This window comes from Actinophytocola sp., assembly GCF_045807065.1.
Lineage (GTDB): Bacteria > Actinomycetota > Actinomycetes > Mycobacteriales > Pseudonocardiaceae > Actinophytocola.
On record NZ_JBJMIE010000533.1, the window covers coordinates 18,187 to 34,797 of the forward strand.

Annotated in this window: 14 protein-coding genes and 1 tRNA gene; 6 read left to right on the plus strand and 9 right to left on the minus strand. The window is 69.0% G+C overall.

Annotated features, from left to right (window positions below; all coding sequences use genetic code 11):
- Window positions 1-60: 60 nt before the first annotated feature.
- The 3 genes from ACJ73U_RS31270 to ACJ73U_RS31280 all read right to left on the minus strand — a co-directional run bounded on the left by ACJ73U_RS31270 (window position 61) and on the right by ACJ73U_RS31280 (window position 4,766).
- On the minus strand, window positions 61-1,230 hold the full coding sequence (locus tag ACJ73U_RS31270) for a lactate 2-monooxygenase (RefSeq protein WP_407781328.1): 1,170 nt from the start codon (window positions 1,228-1,230) through the stop codon (window positions 61-63).
- Between the two features lie 1,269 nt (window positions 1,231-2,499).
- Window positions 2,500-3,522 carry a tetratricopeptide repeat protein gene (locus tag ACJ73U_RS31275; RefSeq protein WP_407781329.1) on the minus strand — a complete coding sequence of 341 codons (1,023 nt, stop codon included), beginning with the start codon at window positions 3,520-3,522 and terminating at the stop codon, window positions 2,500-2,502.
- Window positions 3,523-3,542: 20 nt separating this feature from the next.
- Window positions 3,543-4,766, minus strand: coding sequence for an NAD(P)/FAD-dependent oxidoreductase (locus ACJ73U_RS31280; RefSeq protein ID WP_407781330.1), 1,224 nt, complete (start codon window positions 4,764-4,766; stop codon window positions 3,543-3,545).
- 108 nt (window positions 4,767-4,874) lie between these two features.
- On the opposite strand from ACJ73U_RS31280, the gene ACJ73U_RS31285 reads away from it, so the two are divergent.
- Complete coding sequence (locus tag ACJ73U_RS31285; protein WP_407781331.1) at window positions 4,875-5,093, plus strand: hypothetical protein; 219 nt, start codon at window positions 4,875-4,877, stop codon at window positions 5,091-5,093.
- A gap of 3 nt (window positions 5,094-5,096) precedes the next feature.
- Here ACJ73U_RS31285 and ACJ73U_RS31290 read toward each other — a convergent pair whose 3' ends face one another.
- Window positions 5,097-6,575 (minus strand): glutamate--cysteine ligase, encoded by a 1,479-nt coding sequence (locus ACJ73U_RS31290; protein ID WP_407781332.1) that lies wholly within the window; start codon window positions 6,573-6,575, stop codon window positions 5,097-5,099.
- A gap of 106 nt (window positions 6,576-6,681) precedes the next feature.
- Here ACJ73U_RS31290 and orn point away from each other — a divergent pair, with 106 nt between their 5' ends.
- The 3 genes from orn to ACJ73U_RS31305 all read left to right on the plus strand — a co-directional run bounded on the left by orn (window position 6,682) and on the right by ACJ73U_RS31305 (window position 8,211).
- A complete protein-coding gene (gene orn / locus ACJ73U_RS31295) occupies window positions 6,682-7,287 on the plus strand; it encodes an oligoribonuclease (protein WP_407781333.1) in 606 nt (201 codons plus the stop codon).
- Window positions 7,288-7,353: 66 nt separating this feature from the next.
- Window positions 7,354-7,426: transfer RNA gene (locus ACJ73U_RS31300), tRNA-His, on the plus strand.
- Window positions 7,427-7,872: 446 nt separating this feature from the next.
- Window positions 7,873-8,211 carry a nitroreductase family deazaflavin-dependent oxidoreductase gene (locus tag ACJ73U_RS31305; protein ID WP_407781334.1) on the plus strand — a complete coding sequence of 113 codons (339 nt, stop codon included), beginning with the start codon at window positions 7,873-7,875 and terminating at the stop codon, window positions 8,209-8,211.
- Here the strand turns inward: ACJ73U_RS31305 and ACJ73U_RS31310 are convergent.
- Complete coding sequence (locus ACJ73U_RS31310) at window positions 8,195-9,091, minus strand: SMP-30/gluconolactonase/LRE family protein (RefSeq protein ID WP_407781335.1); 897 nt, start codon at window positions 9,089-9,091, stop codon at window positions 8,195-8,197. The two genes, ACJ73U_RS31305 and ACJ73U_RS31310, sit on opposite strands and share 17 nt — an antisense overlap.
- 89 nt (window positions 9,092-9,180) lie before the next feature.
- Between ACJ73U_RS31310 and ACJ73U_RS31315 the strand changes: the two genes are divergently transcribed.
- Together ACJ73U_RS31315 and ACJ73U_RS31320 are read left to right on the plus strand one after the other, a co-directional pair.
- Entirely contained in the window at window positions 9,181-10,572 is a 1,392-nt protein-coding gene (locus ACJ73U_RS31315; RefSeq protein WP_407781336.1) for an alpha/beta hydrolase, read from the plus strand.
- A 76-nt stretch (window positions 10,573-10,648) separates the two neighbouring features.
- Complete coding sequence (locus tag ACJ73U_RS31320; protein WP_407781337.1) at window positions 10,649-11,539, plus strand: IS982 family transposase; 891 nt, start codon at window positions 10,649-10,651, stop codon at window positions 11,537-11,539.
- Between the two features lie 352 nt (window positions 11,540-11,891).
- Here ACJ73U_RS31320 and ACJ73U_RS31325 read toward each other — a convergent pair whose 3' ends face one another.
- From ACJ73U_RS31325 to ACJ73U_RS31340, 4 genes are all read right to left on the minus strand, one after another.
- A complete protein-coding gene (locus ACJ73U_RS31325) occupies window positions 11,892-12,050 on the minus strand; it encodes a hypothetical protein (protein ID WP_407781338.1) in 159 nt (52 codons plus the stop codon).
- A gap of 52 nt (window positions 12,051-12,102) precedes the next feature.
- Window positions 12,103-12,384, minus strand: a complete 282-nt coding sequence (locus tag ACJ73U_RS31330; protein ID WP_407781339.1) for a hypothetical protein — start codon at window positions 12,382-12,384, stop codon at window positions 12,103-12,105.
- An 18-nt stretch (window positions 12,385-12,402) separates the two neighbouring features.
- On the minus strand, window positions 12,403-12,630 hold the full coding sequence (locus ACJ73U_RS31335) for a hypothetical protein (RefSeq protein ID WP_407781340.1): 228 nt from the start codon (window positions 12,628-12,630) through the stop codon (window positions 12,403-12,405).
- 105 nt (window positions 12,631-12,735) lie between these two features.
- A complete protein-coding gene (locus tag ACJ73U_RS31340; RefSeq protein WP_407781341.1) occupies window positions 12,736-16,470 on the minus strand; it encodes a PA14 domain-containing protein in 3,735 nt (1,244 codons plus the stop codon).
- Window positions 16,471-16,611: the final 141 nt, after the last annotated feature.

Here is a 16,611-nt window from a genome sequence, read left to right on the forward strand (position 1 = left end):
CCGGGCCGTCCGCGCGGCGCGGCCAGGCGCTGGCCGAGTGGGCTGCCAGGTCGGTCACCTTCACGCTGTGACCCGGCGGAGGGTGTTCGGCGAGAGGTCGGCCGGGGTGCGATGGCCCGACAGGCCCAGCGTGAGGTCGAGGTCGGCGAGCAGGCTGCGCACGACGTGGCGGATGCCCTCCTCGCCGGCGAGGCCTAGGCCGTACACGTAGGGGCGGCCCAGCAGCACGGCCTTGGCTCCGAGGGCGAGCGCCTTGAGGACGTCGGCGCCGGTGCGGACGCCGGAGTCGAACAGCACGTCCAGCCGGTCGCCGACCGCGGCGGCGATCTCCGGGAGCATGTCGAGCGCGGCGACCGCGCCGTCGACCTGTCGGCCGCCGTGGTTGGAGACGATGATGCCGTCCATGCCGGCGTCACCGGCGCGGCGGGCGTCGCCGACGTGCTGGATGCCCTTCAGGACGATGGGGCCGTCCCAGTGCTCGCGCAGGAACGGGAGCTGGTCCCAGCGCCGGTCGGTACCCGTGAACATCGGGATCCACCGCAGGATGGCCGCGGTCGGGTCCTCCTCCGGCGACTTCGTCAGCAGGGCACGGAAGGCCGGGTCGGAGAACGGGATGGCGTTGCCGACGCCGCGGATGAACGGCAGGTACGCCTGGTCGAGGTCGTTCGGCCGCCAGGCGAGCGTCCACGTGTCGAGCGTGACGACCAGCGCCGAGAAACCCGCCGCCCGCGCGCGCTGGAGGATGCTGATCGTGACGTCGTTGTCGTTGGGCCAGTAGAGCTGGTACCAGCGCGGACCGCCCGCGCTGGCCTCGGCGACCTCCTCGATGGTGTGCGAGGACGCCGTGGAGAGCACCATGGTCAGCCCGAGCGCGGCGGCGGCACGCGCGGTCGCCAGCTCACCGTCCGGGTGCACGATCGACTGCACGCCGACGGGCGCCAGCAACACGGGCGCGGGCATCTCCTGCCCAAGCACGGTGACCCCGAGGTCCCGACTGGTGGCATCCGTGAGCATCCGCGGCACGACCCGCCACCGCCCGAACGCCTCCCGGTTCGCCACCATCGTCTGCCCGGCCCCGGCACCCCCGGCCACATACCCGAACGGCCCCGACTCGAACTTCTCCCGCGCAAGCCCCTCCAGCCGAGTCCCATCGGTGGTGAACGGCGGCAACTGGTCGCCGAGCCCCTGGAGGTAGATCTCGTTCTGGTAGCCGCCGAACTGGACCGCCACGCCGCCGCTCCTAGGTCAGTGATCGCAAGCCTGACCCATTCAACAGCACTGACGCCCGCTGGCTACCGCCCCTGGGGCCCGAAGGACTGACCACCCTGCGGCCCGAACTCAGGCGGCCCCTGCGGGTCGCGCGGAGCCGGCGGCCCGAGCGGCGGCCGCGGCCCGAACTGAGGCCCCTGCTCCGGCACGGCGCCCTGTGGCGCGAACCCACCACCCGGCGGTGCGGCAAACCCACCGGGCGGACTCGGCGGCGGGGCCGCAAAGCCTCCAGACGATCCTGCGAAGCCTCCCGACGGACCCGCGGGCTGCCCATCAAACCCACCAGGCGAGCCAGGGAAACCCTGCGGCAGGCCTGCCGGCCGCTGCCCATCGAAGCCGGTCGCTGGACGGGCGAAGCCACCGGGTGGACTGGCGGGCGCACCAGGGCTGCCGGGCAATCCGCCAGTCGGGTGTGTCGGTCGGTCGCCGAACCGGCCGGCGTCGGCCGGGGGCCTGCCGAGAACGCCCTGGGGGTCGTCGGGCGAGGGCGAGCCGAGTCCGGTGGGCACGGGTCGGCCGAGTCCGCTCGGCGGAGGTGAGCCGAGTCCGGCGGGCGCGGGTGGCGGGAAGCCGCCAGATGGGCTGGCTGGTGGAGCGGCAGGTCCGCCGGCCAGTGGTGACGCGAAACCGCTCGGCGGGCTCATGGGCGTGGCGCCGACCGGGTGACCGGCGGGTGCGCTGTGGGGAGCCAGCGGAGTGAACCCGCCGGTCGGGGCTGGGAAACCCGGAGGTGGGCTTGCCGGCGCAGCACCTGCGGGGTGCGGCGGTCCGCCGCCGAAACCACCGGCCTGCGGCCGGCCGAGGCCGCCCGGGACGTCGACGCCCGGAGCGAACCCGGGTGCGGAACCGCCGCTCCACGGACCCGCACCGGTCGGAGTCGAGCCGGCGGGCGCGCCGTAGCCCGCAGCGGGCGAGCCGTAGCCGTCAGCGGGCGAGCCGACGAAACCGCCGGGGCCGTTGTCCGGTTGTGCGTCCGCGCCCTTGTCCTTGTTGACCACCGTGTGGATCAGGAGTACCAGGATGCCAACGCCGCCGAGCCCAAGGCCCAACGAGGGCTGCATCGGCTCCGACCACATCAGTAGTCGGAACTGGAAGTCGGTGAAGTGCAGTAATGCGGAGCCGAAGCCGAACAGACACAGAAGGGCACCCAGACGAACCACGATCGTCCCCTCGTTGAGAAGCAGGCCTGTTCTCACCGACGCAGGGGGTGCCGCGGCGGTTCCCGGGAATCTACCGCTTCCACATCCGGCGTAGGCCGAGCCATGTGACGACCAGGGCGACCAGGGCGCACGCGGCGGACACCGCCAGCAAGGACGGCATGGCCGTGGCCAGGGCCAGGGTGGCCGTCCACGCCAGGAACGCCACCAGTGACACGCCCAGCACGGCGCCGCCCACCACCGCCAGTGGGACCTTCTCATAAAGGACCGTCAACGGCGCTCGGCCGCCCTCCGGCAGGCGCATCCAGCCGCGCCATGCCAGGAACACCACGAACAGCAGGATGCCCATCCCCAGCCAGGCCAGCCTCGGCGGTGGGGACGTCGCCAGCAGCAGCAACGTCGCGATCGTCTGCCACAGGGACGCCCGCCGAACGGCCACGTACCAGGCCATGCGGTGTGCTCGCTCGAACCGGGGCGGCACGCCGCGAGTACGGATGGGGTGCCGGCGGCGGCGTGGGTCGTCGCCGGGGCGGTGGCGGACGCGGTCGAGTTTCGCGGCCACGGCCTCGTTGTCCGGCTCCAGGTGGACGGCGTCCCGGTAGGCGTGTTCGGCCAGCATCCAGTCGTGGGCCAGCATGGCGGCGTCGCCGAGGACCTCGTGGGTGCGTGGTTCCGACGGGGCCTTCTCGACGGCCGCGCGGGCGGCTCGCACGGCCTGTTCGGGCTGTTCGTGGGCCAGGGCCTCCGACAGCGCGACCAGGCCGCGCCAGTCGTCCGGGGCGCGGCGCACCGCCTCGCCGGCCGAGATCACCGCCTCGTCGTAGCGGCCCAGCTCGACCAGCGCGAGGCTCGCGAGGCGGTGCGCCCAGGCCGGCTCGCCCAGCGCCATGGCCCGTTTGGCGGCGTCCAGTGCCTCGCGGGCCTCGCCGATGTCCAGGTACGCCGCCGACATCCGGCACCACGCCACCGGGTTGTCCGGGTCGACCGACAGCACCGACTCGAGCATGGCGATCGCGGCGCGCGGCCTGCCCTCATGGGACAGCCGTGCCGCCTTCACCAGCTCGGAGTCTGTTGAACCGTCAGTTGCCTCGGTCATCCGGCGTTTGCCTCCGAGACCTACCCCATCAGGCTGGCCAGATCCGCGTCAACCAGCTTCGCCGGCTCGACCCGCGCGCGCTTGTCCACAAGGGCCTGCAGGGTGTCACCGTCATCCCACATGTTGACGTTCATCGCGGCCTGCAGGGCGCCGTCGCGCACCCAGAACGCGATGAACTCGCGCGCGGACAGGTCGCCGCGGACGACCAGGTCGTCGTGGAACGGGTCGGTCAGGCCGCGGAACTCCATGCCCAGGTCGTACTGGTCGGAGAAGAAGTACGGGCTCGCCGCGAACGGCTCGGTCCCGCCCAGCAGGTTCTGCGCCACGTGCGCGCCCTGGTCCTTCGCGTTGGCCCAGTGCTCGACGCGGATCCGCCTGCCGTAGCGCGGGTGGACGTGCGCGGCGATGTCACCGACGGCGAACACGTCCGGCGCGGACGTGCGCAACGTCTCGTCGACCTGCACGCCGCCGTCGTCGGACAGCGCCAGCCCGGCCTCCTGCGCCAGCTCGGTGCGCGGGTAGGCGCCGACCGCCACCAGCACCAGGTCGGCCGGCAGCACGGTGCCGTCCTCCAGCCGCACGCCGGTGGCCCGGCCGTTCTCGGCGACGAACTCCTCGACGCCCGAGTCCATGCGGAACGTGACCCCGTTGGCCTCGTGCAGGCCGCGGAACACCCCGGCGATCGTGTCGCCGACCACGCGGTGCAGCGGCTGGGAGACCACGTCGACCACGGTCACGTTCGCGCCGTGCTTGCGAGCGGCCGCCGCGACCTCGCAGCCGATCCAGCCGGCGCCGATGATCACGATCTCGCGGCCCTCGGTCAGCTCCTCGCGCAGCGTCCGCGCGTCGTCGAGCCGGCGCAGGCGGCGGACGTTGTCGAGGTCGTGGCCCGGCACCCGCAGGCGCCGCGGCGTCGACCCGGTCGCGAGCACGAGCCGGTCCCACGGCTCGGCCTTGCCGTCGATCTCGACCGAGCGCCCGGCGACGTCGATGCGCGTCACCCGGGTGCCGAGCCTCAGGTCGACGTTCTTCTCGGCGTAGAAGGACTCGTCGTGCACCCAGTCCGGTTCGTCGGTGTCGCCCAGCAGGATGCCCTTGGACAGCGCGGGCAGTTCGTACGGGCGGTGCCTCTGCTCGCCGACGAGCAGCAGTTCACCGTCGTAGCCCTGCTCGCGCAGCGCACCGGCGGCCGAGGCACCACCGAGTCCGGTGCCTACGATCACGATGCGGCGCGGATCAGCCATGGTGAGTCATGCCTTCCTTCCCAGCGGGTAAAACGCGTCACGACCCCGTCGTCGCGGCGTCTGACTCTTAGAACGACAATCACGCGTGGGCGGATCAACTGCCGGAGGATGAGCGATGTGACCAGTCACAGAGAATGGTCTGTTACGTGCCGTGACGTGGCGGGCCGCCGCCGCGACCTGACCGTCTTCGTGCGGCAGGGCCGGGTGGTGCTGGTCGCCCCGCCCGGTGAGACCGCCGTGCTCAACCCGCTCGACGTGGGTCGCCTCCGCGCCGTGCTCCGCGACGCCGTGGTGGACGCGTCGCAGGCCGAGGCACGGGAGAACTAGCAACTACACTCCAGGCCAGGTGTGCACGGGTTCGTTCGTGTGCATGTGGGAAGCGTAGCGGCGGGTCATCTCCCGCAGCGCCTGGTCCCTGGACACGGCGCGGGACTCCTCGAGCGAGCGGACCGCGTCCACCTGCCAGGTCGCCCCGTTCCGCCCGGAGATGCAGCGCTTCTCGATGATGCCCAGCAGCCGGTCACGCTGGTCCGCGTCGACACCCCAGGCATCAAGGCCCGTGTGCGCGAGCGGCAGCAACCGCCGCAGCACCAGCTCGGTGACCGGCACGTCACCGATGCCCGGCCAGTACACCCGCGCGCCGATGCCGCCCTTCGCCGCGTTGTGGAAGTTCTCCTCGGCGGCCGAGAAGCTCATCTGTGTCCACAGCGGACGCTCCTGGTCGGCGAGCGCGCGGACCAGTCCGAAGTAGAGCGCCGCGTTGGCCATCACGTCCACGCACGTCGGTCCCGCCGGCAGCACCCGGTTTTCCACCCGAAGGTGTGGCCTGCCGTCGACCACGTCGTAAATCGGCCGGTTCCACCGGTAAATGGTCCCGTTGTGTAACCGCAGCTCACTCAACTGAGGCGTACCGCCCGCCGCGAGTATGGCGGCCGGGTCCTCGTCGTCGCACACCGGCAGCAGCGCCGAGTAGTAGCGCACGTTCTCCTCGAACAGGTCGAAGATCGACGTGATCCACCGGTCGCCGAACCAGACCCGCGGCCGGACGCCCTGCGCCTTCAGCTCGTCCGGCCGGGTGTCGGTGGACTGCTCGAACAACGCGATGCGGCTCTCGGCCCACAGCTGCTTGCCGAACAGGTACGGCGAGTTGGCGCCCAGCGCGACCTGCACGCCCGCGACGACCTGGCTCGCGTTCCAGAAGTCGGCGAACCGCTCCGGCGCGACCTGCAGGTGGTACTGCACGCTCGTGCACGCCGACTCCGGCGCGATCGTGTCCGCCTGCGTGACCAGGCGCTCCTCGCCGGAGATGCTGATCTCCAGGTCCTCGCCGCGGGCCGCGAAGATCTGCTCGTTGAGCAGCTTGTAACGGTAGTTGGTCGACAGCGTCTCCACGTTCATGTGCTCGTGCCGCAGCGTCGGCAGGATGCCGATCATCACGATGTCCGTATCGACCGAGTTGGCCTTGGTCTCGGCCGCGTTCAAGGAGGCACGCAGGCTCTTCTCGAACAGGGCCAGCCCGTCCGGCCCCAGCTCACGGGGGGCCAGGTTGATCTCGATGTTGAACTGGCCCAGCTCGGTCTGGAAGTCGGGGTCCTCGATCGCGGCCAGCACGTCCTCGTTCTTCATCGCCGGGTCGCCCGCCGCGTCGACCAGGTTCAGCTCGACCTCGAGGCCCGACATGGGCCGCTCCGCGTCGAACGCCGACTGCTTGAGCATCTGCGCGAACACGTCCAGGTCCAGCCGGACCTTCTCGCGGAACCGCTGCCGGTCGGCGCGGGAGAACTCGGTCCGCTCGACATCCTTGCCCATCCGCATCGCCCCACTAGGTGAAAGCCGGTCCCGGGAAGCCTCGCGTCAAGCCTTTACCCCCGCTAGCAGCGAGATCAAACCAGCCTACCGGGCTAAGCTCCGTTGCGTGACGGACAGTTTGGTGTGGATCGACTGCGAGATGACCGGCCTCGACCTGGGCAAGGACGCGCTCGTCGAGATCGCGGTGCTGGTGACGGACTCAGAGCTCAACATCCTCGACGACGGCGTTGACATCGTGATTCACGCCGACGACGCGGTCCTCGACACCATGCCCGACATCGTCCGGGAGATGCATGCCAACTCGGGTCTGACCCCACTGGTCAGGGCGTCGACCGTCACCATGGCCGAGGCCGAGGAGCGGGTGCTCGAGTACGTGCGGTCCCACATACCGGACGCGCGGACCGCGCCCCTGTGCGGCAACTCCATCGCCACCGACCGGGGGTTCATCGCCCGCGACATGCCCGCACTGGACGCCCACCTGCACTACCGCATGATCGACGTGTCGTCCATCAAGGAGCTGTGCCGGCGCTGGTACCCGCGGATCTACTACGCGCAGCCGGACAAGGGGCTGACCCACCGCGCGCTCGCCGACATCAAGGAGTCCATCCGCGAGCTGCGGTACTACCGGGGCACCGCGTTCGTCCCCCAGCCCGGCCCGACCACCGACCAGGCGAAAGCCGTGGCAGAGGCCCTGATGAAGGCCGAGACCTAACCGTTTGCATCCGGGCCCGACGGGCACGTTACGATATGCCTCGCCTGCTCCTCGGAGCGGCGAATGGTGGGTGTAGCTCAGCTGGTAGAGCACCTGGTTGTGGTCCAGGATGTCGCGGGTTCAAGTCCCGTCACTCACCCTCGGTGAGCCCTGTTCGGTGCCCCTTGGGGGCACCTTCCCGGGGAGGGTTCGTCATGATTTTGGGGGGCCGAGCCCCCCATGCCCCCCACGGTGCGGTTTGTCACCTTGGTCAGCCCTGGCCCGTGGCCCCTTCGGGGCACCTTTCGGGGAGAGTTCGTTGTGATGTTGGGGGTCGAGTCCTCCATGCCCCCCACCGTGCGGTTTGTCACCTTAGTCAGCCCTCGTCCGTGCCCCCTTCGGGGCACCTTTTCGGGGAGAGTTCGTTGTGTTTGGTCTGGGTGCGCTCTGTTGATCTAGGGTTGGTGGGTGAATCCGCTGACCAGGTTGGCCCATGGGCTTGGGCGCTTTCCCTGGGTGATGAAGCTTGCGCCGGTCATTATTTGGGTGGATCGGGGGTTGCACGCGGTTAGTAAGGGGCGGGTCAGTCTGCTTCGGATTGCCGGGATGCCCTCGTTGCGGCTGGTTACCACCGGGCGCAAGACCGGGTTGACCCGTGTTCATGACCTGCTCTACACGCCCTACGGCGACGACTACGTGGTCATCGGGTCCGGGTGGGGGCGGCCGAAGCACCCTACGTGGACGCTCAACCTCACGGCCAACCCGGAGGCCACGGTCGTCGTGCGGGGGCGGGCGGTGCCGGTGGTGGCGCGGCGGGTCGACGAGGAGGCCGAGCGGGCCGAGATCTGGGAGCGTGCCGTGCGCGTCTGGCCGGGGTATGAGATGGAGAAGCGGATCGCCGGCGGGCGGGAGTTCCGGGTGTTCGTGCTCAGTGCACGCCGTTGACGGTGACGCGCAGGGTGTAGACCGAGGTCGAGGCCGTGATGAAGAGCTCGTTGCGGCGCGGGCCGCCGAAGGTGAGGTTCGAGCAGATCTCCGGGACGCGCAGCTTGCCGATCCTGGTGCCGTCGGGGGCGAAGCAGTGCAGGCCGTCGTGGGCGGCGGCCCACACCCGGCCGGCGGTGTCGACTCGCAGGCCGTCGAAGCCTCCGCTGTCGGAGGTGCCGAACACCTCGCCGCCGGTGAGGCCACCGTCGGAAGCCACGTCGAACACCCGGATGTGGCTGGGCGTCTGGCGGGTGTCCGCGATGTACAGGCGGCTCTCGTCCGGTGCGAAGGCCAGGCCGTTGGGGCGGTTGAAGTCGTCGGCGGCGATCTCCACCTCGCCGGTCGACGGGTCCACGCGGTAGACGTGGCAGGCGCCGATCTCGCTCTCGGCCCGGTAGCCCTCGTAGTCGCTGTCGATGCCGTAGGCCGGGTCCGTGAACCAGATCGAGCCGTCGGACCGCTCCACCACGTCGTTCGGGCTGTTCAGGCGCTTGCCGCGGTACCGGTCGGCCAGCACGGTCACGGTGCCGTCGTGCTCGGTGCGGGTGACGCGGCGGTTGCCGTGCTCGCAGCTGACCAGCCGGCCCGCCCGGTCCCTGGTGTGCCCGTTGGCGTAACCGGACGGCTGGCGGAACACGCCCACCCGGTCGGTGGTCTCGTCCCAGCGCAGCAGGCGGTCGTTCGGGATGTCGCTGAACACGAGGTAGCGGCCGGCCGGGAAGTAGACGGGCCCCTCGGTCCAGCGGCAGCCGGTGTGCAGGCGCCGCATCCACTGGTCACCGCCGCAGTCCGCGAACCGCTCGTCCAGCACCTCGAACTCGGTCCTGACCAGGTCCATGCCCCACCTCACGATCTTGCCGACGCGACCAGTAAACCACCGGCCGGAAGCCGCTAGGCTGCGCACGGCCGTCGACCACTGGAGGGTCAATGCGGACGTTCGTGGCCGTGCTGACGAGTGCGCTCCTGCTGACCGGGGCAGTGCCCGCGCCGGCGGAACCCGCGTGGTCGCCGGCACCGATCGCCTGGGGACCGTGCGCCGACTTCCCGGACGGCGAGTGCGGGACACTGCGGGTGCCGCTGGACTGGACCAAGCCGCACGGCACCTCGATCGACCTCGCGGTGGCGCGGCACAGGGCCACCGACCAGGCGCACCGGCTCGGCGTCCTGCTGGTGAACCCCGGCGGGCCCGGCACGTCCAACGCCGAGTTCGCGCTCACGCCGAACTACTTCAGCCCCGAGATCCGGGCCAGGTTCGACATCGTGGGGTTCGACGCGCGTGGGACGGGTGGCAGCGAGTTCATCCGCTGCGCCGACCCCACCGGGCCGCCACCCAGCAACGAACCGGGGAACCCCGCCGAGTTCGACGCCCTCCGGCAGTACAACCAGCAGGTGATCGCGGACTGCCGGGCGCGGAACACACCCATCTGGGACCACGCCTACACCAGCATCGGCGCGCAGGACATGGACGCGGTCCGGCGTGCCCTCGGCGAGCGGAAGATCAGCTACCACGGGATCTCCTACGGGACGCTGCTCGGCCAGCAGTACGCCGAGCGGTACGGCTCGCGGGTCCGGGCGATGGTGCTGGACAGCAACATCGACCACAGCGTGGACGTCCGGCACTTCATGGGTGACCGGGCCGCGGCCGCGGACGACGCGTTCCTCCAGTTCGTGGACTGGTGTGACCGCACGGAGTCCTGCGCGCTGCACGGGCAGGACGTCCTGGCCACGTGGCAGCGGGCGCTCGACGCCGCCGACGACATGCCGCAGCTGTCCGGGAACTGGTTGCGGGACTGGGTGTTCCAGGACCTGTACGCGCCGGACTTCGACGACATCGCGCGGGTGGTCGCCGACACCGCGGCCGGGATCCCGCCGTTCTCGGCGCAGTTCGAGTACAACTACCTCTCGATCCGCCTGGCCACCGTCTGCCAGGACTTCTCCTTGCGCATCAAGGACTTCCGCCAGTACTCGGCGTTGCGCGCGGACGAGCTGCGACGCGGCCCGCTCATGCGCGGCGGCTCGCTGGGCCACGACGAGGCCACCGCGTGCATCGGCATCCCCGGCCCGCCCGCGAACCCCCCGCACCGGCTGAACCTCCGCGAGGCGCCGACGATCCTCCTGCTGAACTCCCGGCACGACGTGGCGACCCCGTACGCCTGGGCACTCGACATCCACCGCCAGGCACGGAACACCGCGCTGCTGACGTACGAGGGCACGGGCCACGCCGTCTACACACGCAGCGCCTGCACCCGCGACGCGGCGGACGACTACCTGCTCACGCTGAGGACTCCCCCGCCAGGGGCCTCCTGCCCCGCGGTCTAGATGGTTGATGCGGTGAAGATCATGTGAAGTGGGGCCCGGTAAGAGGACGCGGGCGGAGGGTGTTCAAGATCAATGTGTGACGAAAGACCTGAACACCCTCCTGACAGCACTCTATGTCCTGGTCGATGACCACGTTGTCCCACCCCGTGCAGGCCGCGGGCATCGACCAGACCTCACCGACAGTGAGCTGATCTGTCTGGCGGTCGCCCAGATGATGCTGGGTTACCACAACGAACGCCGCTGGGTCCGCCACGTCCACGCCATCTCCGACCTGCTGGACATGTTCCCCGACATGCTCGGTCAGTCCGGCTACCACCGACGGCTCAAGGCCGCACAACCCTTGCTGTGCAAGACGATCCTCACTCTCGCGGCCTGCTGCCCGTCGTGGTTCGACGATCTGTGGATCACCGACGCCACGCCGGTTCCCTGCGGCATGTCCCGCGAGACGGTCAAGCGTTCCGACCTGGCCGGGCACGCCAGCTACGGCTACTGCGCGTCACACTCCCGGTGGTACTGGGGCCTGAAGCTCTACCTGGTCTGCGCAGGTGACGGGATGCCCATCATGTGGTGCCTGGCCAACCCCAAGATCGGTGAACGCGAGGTGCTGGCCGCGTTGCTCGACAACAACCACCACCTCAACCGCGAAGGTCAGATCCTATTGGTGGACAAGGGTTTCTCCGGCAAGCCCTTCAAGAAACTCACCGAGTCGAAGCAGCTACGACTGCTCCGCCCGGACCGCAAGGACGAGACCTACCGCAACGGCAACCTCGGCGGCGTCCGCCAATGGATCGAATCGGTCAACCAGACCCTCAAGGGCCAACTCGACCTGGAACGACACGGCGGACGAACCCCGCACGGCGTGTTCACCCGCGTCGCACAACGCCTGCTGGCCATGGCCGCCGCCATCTGGCACAACTGGACCACCGACGTGACCAGCAAACGATCACTCACAGCCTACGATCACTAAACATCAACTTCACCGCATCGATCATCTAGGTCGAGGCCCCTGTCGGCGCCGGTTCCGGCGGTGACTAGCGGAACCGCAATCGGAACAGGATCCGCCGCAACGGCGGGCCGGGCAACGGCGCGGGTTCGGAGAGATGGGGGTGGGCCGAGCGGGCACGGGCGTCGGAGGCCGCTCGGTCCGGACCGACCGACGGGGGTGGCGGTCCTGGGCTGCGGCCGGGTCGCCAGCTCGCCAGCCGGAGTTTCGGGTTCGGGCGCGTGGGTGCGGCGGACCGCGATCCAGAGGATCTCGGCGATCCGCATCGCGTCGGTGTCGACCTCGCTGGACCGCAAGACGCGCGCGAACTCCTTGATCACAGCAGTTCGCTTTCCAACTCTTTGAGCAGCATGCCGACCACCTGATCGGACCGGTCGCCGTCGGGCATCGCCTGAGTAACCACGTAGATTGCGAGTAGTTGATCGGTGGCCTGGGCACTGCTCCGCGAGGCGCGGTCGGCGAAGTCGTTGATCATCTTCTCGGCTCTAGCCGCGATGTCCGTGCCTAGGGGGCGGCGACGATCCGGCTCAGCAGCGCGGGTCGGGGTCGGGCGTGCGAAACCGCACACAGCGGCGCAGGAACGCGGGCGAGAACTCGCGTTCGCCGTTGCTGGTGAGCACGACGAACGGGAACTGGTGGCACACCACCTTGCCGTCCGTGATCGGGAATCGCTCGTCAGCGACGGCGAGACCGCCAATTCGGGCCAGTTCGGGGATCTCGAACTCGCCACGTTCGAAGACGGTCAGCAGGTCGCTCCGCAGGTCGATGTCGCTCTTGTCGATCTCGTCGACCAGTAGCGCACGGAGCACCGCAGTCCGGCGCCGATATCAGAGCCCGTGAAACGGGCGGCCAAAACGCTCCCAGAACAGATACCAGCGAGAATTTTCATCAGGATTCTTCGAAGTAAAGGCCCAACGAATACAGTAGGCGATCCATCCAATTACAACTAAAACGATAGCATAGCCAAATACCGAGTTAGTATAGAAACCGAAATAAATAAACGCCAAGATCGCCAGGCAGGTAATGACCGCACGTGGACCAACCACCGTCCACACGGCGTTAGGCTTTTCTGGATCCCTAGGATCTTGTGAGTCCACTTCATGCCCTCCAGGGGATGCGGCCAGGGCCCATCCGACCCTTGCCGCATCCTATCGCACAAGCTAACGTCTGCCCCGGCGGACCACACGCTTCCATACTTGTTTTCCCGCATATATTGCCGGACCCGAGCCCATCTTGAGGCGGAACACACTCTGCCACGCACCGGTAAAGCCAGAGCCAATCAGCCAACCAAATCCGTTTCGCGCCGTGATCTTCTCGCCTCGAGCATAGGCGGTGAACAAATGCGCTGGCGTACCCACCAGCATACCGATGCCAGCACCCGCCCCGATTACACAGCCAACGCCCACAGTCCCGGCACACACGGAGACAGCGATAGTGGAGGCAACGAGCGCGGTTCCCACGTTAATCCAGAAATGTGGATTCCTGACTTTTCTGACGGCCCATTTGGCGGCTTTCTTCAGCCAGCTCCACCACTTGCCGTCGAGGTCGGTGCGGTTGATGGGGTCGGCGTTGGTGTAGTCGTAGTCGTTGGCGGAGCCGCCGTCGACAGGGTCAACGGACAGGAAGCGGCCGAGTGCTGGACTGTAGGGCCGGGCTCCCATTTGGACGAGGGACAGTGCTCCGGCGTGCTCGTAGGGGCGTTGATGTTGGCCGAGCCAGCCGTTGTCCATCTGGCCGGGTTGGTTGTCCGGCACACCGTCGGGGTCGACCGTGCCGGTCGGAGTCAGTGGTTCACCGAACGGAGTGTACGTGCGCAGCGGGCCGACCTGGTGTCCTGCTCGGTCGGTGGTGAGGCAGAGGTCGCCGTGCACGTTGGGGTGGTCCCATGTCTGCTGGGCACCAGTGGTGTAGAGGACACCGCCGGGGAGGGTGATGGTGCGGCTGGCGATGCGTTTGTCGGAGGTGAGGGCAAGGTCGGCGGTGTCGCCGGAGCCGGTGTAGGAGTAGAGAACAGCGGCGGTGGTGTCGCCGATGGTGGCGTCACGACGAACGATGCGGTCGGTGGCGTCGCGGGTGTAGGTGATGTTGGCGGGGTCGGTGCCGGTTGTGCGGGCGCCGGTGTTGCGGTCGGCGCCGTCCCAGGTGAGGGTGGTGGTGGCGCCGCTGGTGGTCCAGTTGGTGGTGTTGCCGTGGGTGTCGTAGGTGATTCCGGTTGTTGGGCTGGTGCCGGTGGTGGCGAGGATCCGGTCGGCTGTGTCGTAGCAGTAGCCGGTTTCGGCCGTGCCTACCGATGTTTGGTCGAGTAGGCGGACGCGGTTGGTGTTGGTGCCGGCGTTGGCCTGTGTGCTGGTGGGGCAGGTGGTGGGTGCGGTGCTGGTGAAGTCGTAGGTGTAGTGGTGGCCCGGCACCCACGCTTCGACGAGGCGCCCGGTCGGGTCGTAGCGGTAGTTGGGTGCGTTGGGGTGGGCGTCGGCGCCGGCGAGGGTTTCGTTGGTGATGATGCCGCCGCGGGTGCGGGAGACCGCGGACACCACCTGGACGTTGTCGCTCGTGCGCCAGGTGAGGCTCGTGAGCTGGCCCGCGGCGTCCTTGCCGATCGCGGACAGGGATGTGCCGTTGGCGTAGGTGACGGTGGCGAGGTCGCCGGCGGTGTCGTAGGAGACGGTGGCGAGCAGGGTGTTGTTGAGGGTGTGGGTGACGGTGCGGCCGGCGTCGTCGTAGGTGTAGGTGGTGGTTTGGGGTGGGTCGGCGGGGTTGGGTGGGGTGAGGGTTTCGGTGGTGACGCGGCCGGGTTGGTCGTAGGTGGTGTCGGTGCGGGTGCCGTGGGTGTCGGTGTAGGACACGGTGCGGCCGAGCAGGTCGACGCGGGTGGTGATCGTGCCGGTGGGGTCGGTCACCGAGGTGGTGAGGGGGTCGCCACCGACGGCGTAGTTGGTGGTGACCGTACGGGCCGCGCCCGTGGCTGAGGTGGGGTAGATCTGCTTCACGACGCGGTCGCGGTCGTCATAGGTGGTGCAGGTCCGGTCCCCGTTGACTGTGCTGGCGACTATGCGGCCGGAGGAGTCGTAGGTCAGTTCTTCCACCCGGGCTGTGCCTGCGGCGGGCGTTGCTGATGTGGTGCTGCGGAGCAACCCGCCCTGCCTGATCGCCGCGCTGCTTGAGTCGCACGGGTTGGGGATGAGCAGGTTCTCGGCCCAGTAGGCGTAGGTGGTGGACGCCCCGGTGGGCAGGGTCTTCGTGGTGTTTCGCAGATAACCGGTGCCGGGAGCCTCGTATCCGCTCCGGGAGGTCAGTGGCAGGGCGCCGTCACCAGAGGTGGTGGAGGTCGCCAGCCCATATACCGGATCGAGCCCGTTCTCGTCATAGCGGGTGGTGGTGACCTGGTCGGGCACGCCCTCGGACGGTGCCTGGTCGGTGTGGGTGGATGTGGTGAGGCCGTAGCGGGGGTGTAGGTACTGGCCGGGGACGGTTTGGCTGGTGCCGGTGGGGGTGGTCCAGTTGAGGTGGAGTTGGCCGGGTCCACCGCCGTTGAACTGGTCGACGCGGATGCGGTGAATGGAGCCGGCGGTGGTGTTGGTGTAGTCGCCGCGGGCCGCGCGGGGCACGTCCAGCACCCAGGAGTCGACGACGAGTTGGTCGTCGATCCACAGGCGGGCGCCGTTGTCGACGTACACCTCCATCGTGTATTTGCCGGCGTCCGGGAACTGAATCTCGCCGGTCAGTCGGATGCCGAAGGTGCCGGCGGGGATGCCGGGTGCTGGGGGTGTGGTGCCGTCCCAGTCGGCGACCATCTGGCCGTCGGCGTGGCCGAATCCGGTCGCGTACACCTTGGGTGCGCCGGTGAGGCTGGTGTTGTCGTAGTAGGCGACCGACAACCCGGCCATGCCTTCGTCGTAGCCGGTGTGGGTGTGGGGCACCGTGCTCGCGCACGGGGTGGTTGGTTGCTGCCCGGTGAAACACGCGGCGGGTGCCGGGCCGTACTGGTCGGTCGGCCGGTCGGCGTAGTCGTAGACCGTCGTGGACACCCGACCGGCCGGGTCGGTCGAGGTGAGCTGCAGGTCCTTATCGTTCCAGGTCTGGGAGGTGGTCTTGCCGGTGGCGTCTGTGGTGGACAGCAGGCGCCAGGCGTCGTCGTAGGTGACCTTGGTGAAGAACCCCGTCGCCGGGGACAGACCGGCCACGTCCACGAAGGACTGATGGTTGGTCGGGTCGTAGCGGTAGCCGTGGCGTGGACGGGCCTGCCCTGGCTGGGGTGCCGGGGCAGTCACGGAAGTGGCGACGGTACCGGCGGTGTCGTAGCCGACCTGCCAGGTGGAGCCGTCGTTGTTGCGGCCGGCAGGGTCGACGGCGACCCAGTCGTTCGCGAGGCTGTCCCGCATCGCGGAGAGCATGCCGGCGGTGTTGTAGCTGTAGTCGGTGATCTCCGAGCCGGGATCCTCGATCCGGAACAGCTGGCCCTGCTTGTACCACAACCGCGTTTGGGTGCCATCCCAATAGGCGATCCGGCACAGCATCTGGCTCGGCGGCAACGAGTCCGCACCCGCCGGTGGAGTGACGCCGCCGTAGCAGTCATCACCAGACCGGTTGTAGTACAGGCGATGCGACCGGCCCGAGACCGGGTCCTTGATCTCCCGCAGACGGGACGGGCTGCCGTCGTAGAGGTTCTGCAACGCGGCCGGCTTCCGCGAATCCATCGACGTTGACAGGGTTTCCAGTTTGCCGTCCGCGGTGAACACGTACACGTCCGAGCCCTCGCTGAGGGTGACCCGTCCGCCGGTGTCCAGCGCGAGGACACCGTCCTCACCGTCGGGTGGGCTATAGCCGCCGGCGGACTTCTTGGTCCACGTGTGCTTGGCGCCGGTGGCATCGGTCACCACGATCGTCTGATCAGTCACCTGTGTCTGGGTGTAGTTCATCCCGGTGCCGTCCAGGTCCGCCGAGAGCGTCCACCCGCGCGGCAACGGCGGGCTGTCGGTGGTGCGCAGCCAGTCCGCCGGCACGATCTGCGCCGGCACCGTCGTGCCGTCCGTGGTGCG

Bases quoted from the DNA above. Each gene is read 5' to 3' on its own strand.
- ACJ73U_RS31275 (WP_407781329.1), bottom strand. From the start codon at position 3,522: ATGACCGAGGCAACTGACGGTTCAACAGACTCCGAGCTGGTGAAGGCG.
- ACJ73U_RS31280 (WP_407781330.1), bottom strand. From the start codon at position 4,766: ATGGCTGATCCGCGCCGCATCGTGATCGTAGGCACCGGACTCGGTGGT.
- ACJ73U_RS31285 (WP_407781331.1), top strand. From the start codon at position 4,875: ATGAGCGATGTGACCAGTCACAGAGAATGGTCTGTTACGTGCCGTGAC.
- ACJ73U_RS31290 (WP_407781332.1), bottom strand. From the start codon at position 6,575: ATGGGCAAGGATGTCGAGCGGACCGAGTTCTCCCGCGCCGACCGGCAG.
- ACJ73U_RS31305 (WP_407781334.1), top strand. From the start codon at position 7,873: ATGCCCTCGTTGCGGCTGGTTACCACCGGGCGCAAGACCGGGTTGACC.
- ACJ73U_RS31310 (WP_407781335.1), bottom strand. From the start codon at position 9,091: ATGGACCTGGTCAGGACCGAGTTCGAGGTGCTGGACGAGCGGTTCGCG.
- ACJ73U_RS31315 (WP_407781336.1), top strand. From the start codon at position 9,181: ATGCGGACGTTCGTGGCCGTGCTGACGAGTGCGCTCCTGCTGACCGGG.
- ACJ73U_RS31325 (WP_407781338.1), bottom strand. From the start codon at position 12,050: ATGATCAACGACTTCGCCGACCGCGCCTCGCGGAGCAGTGCCCAGGCC.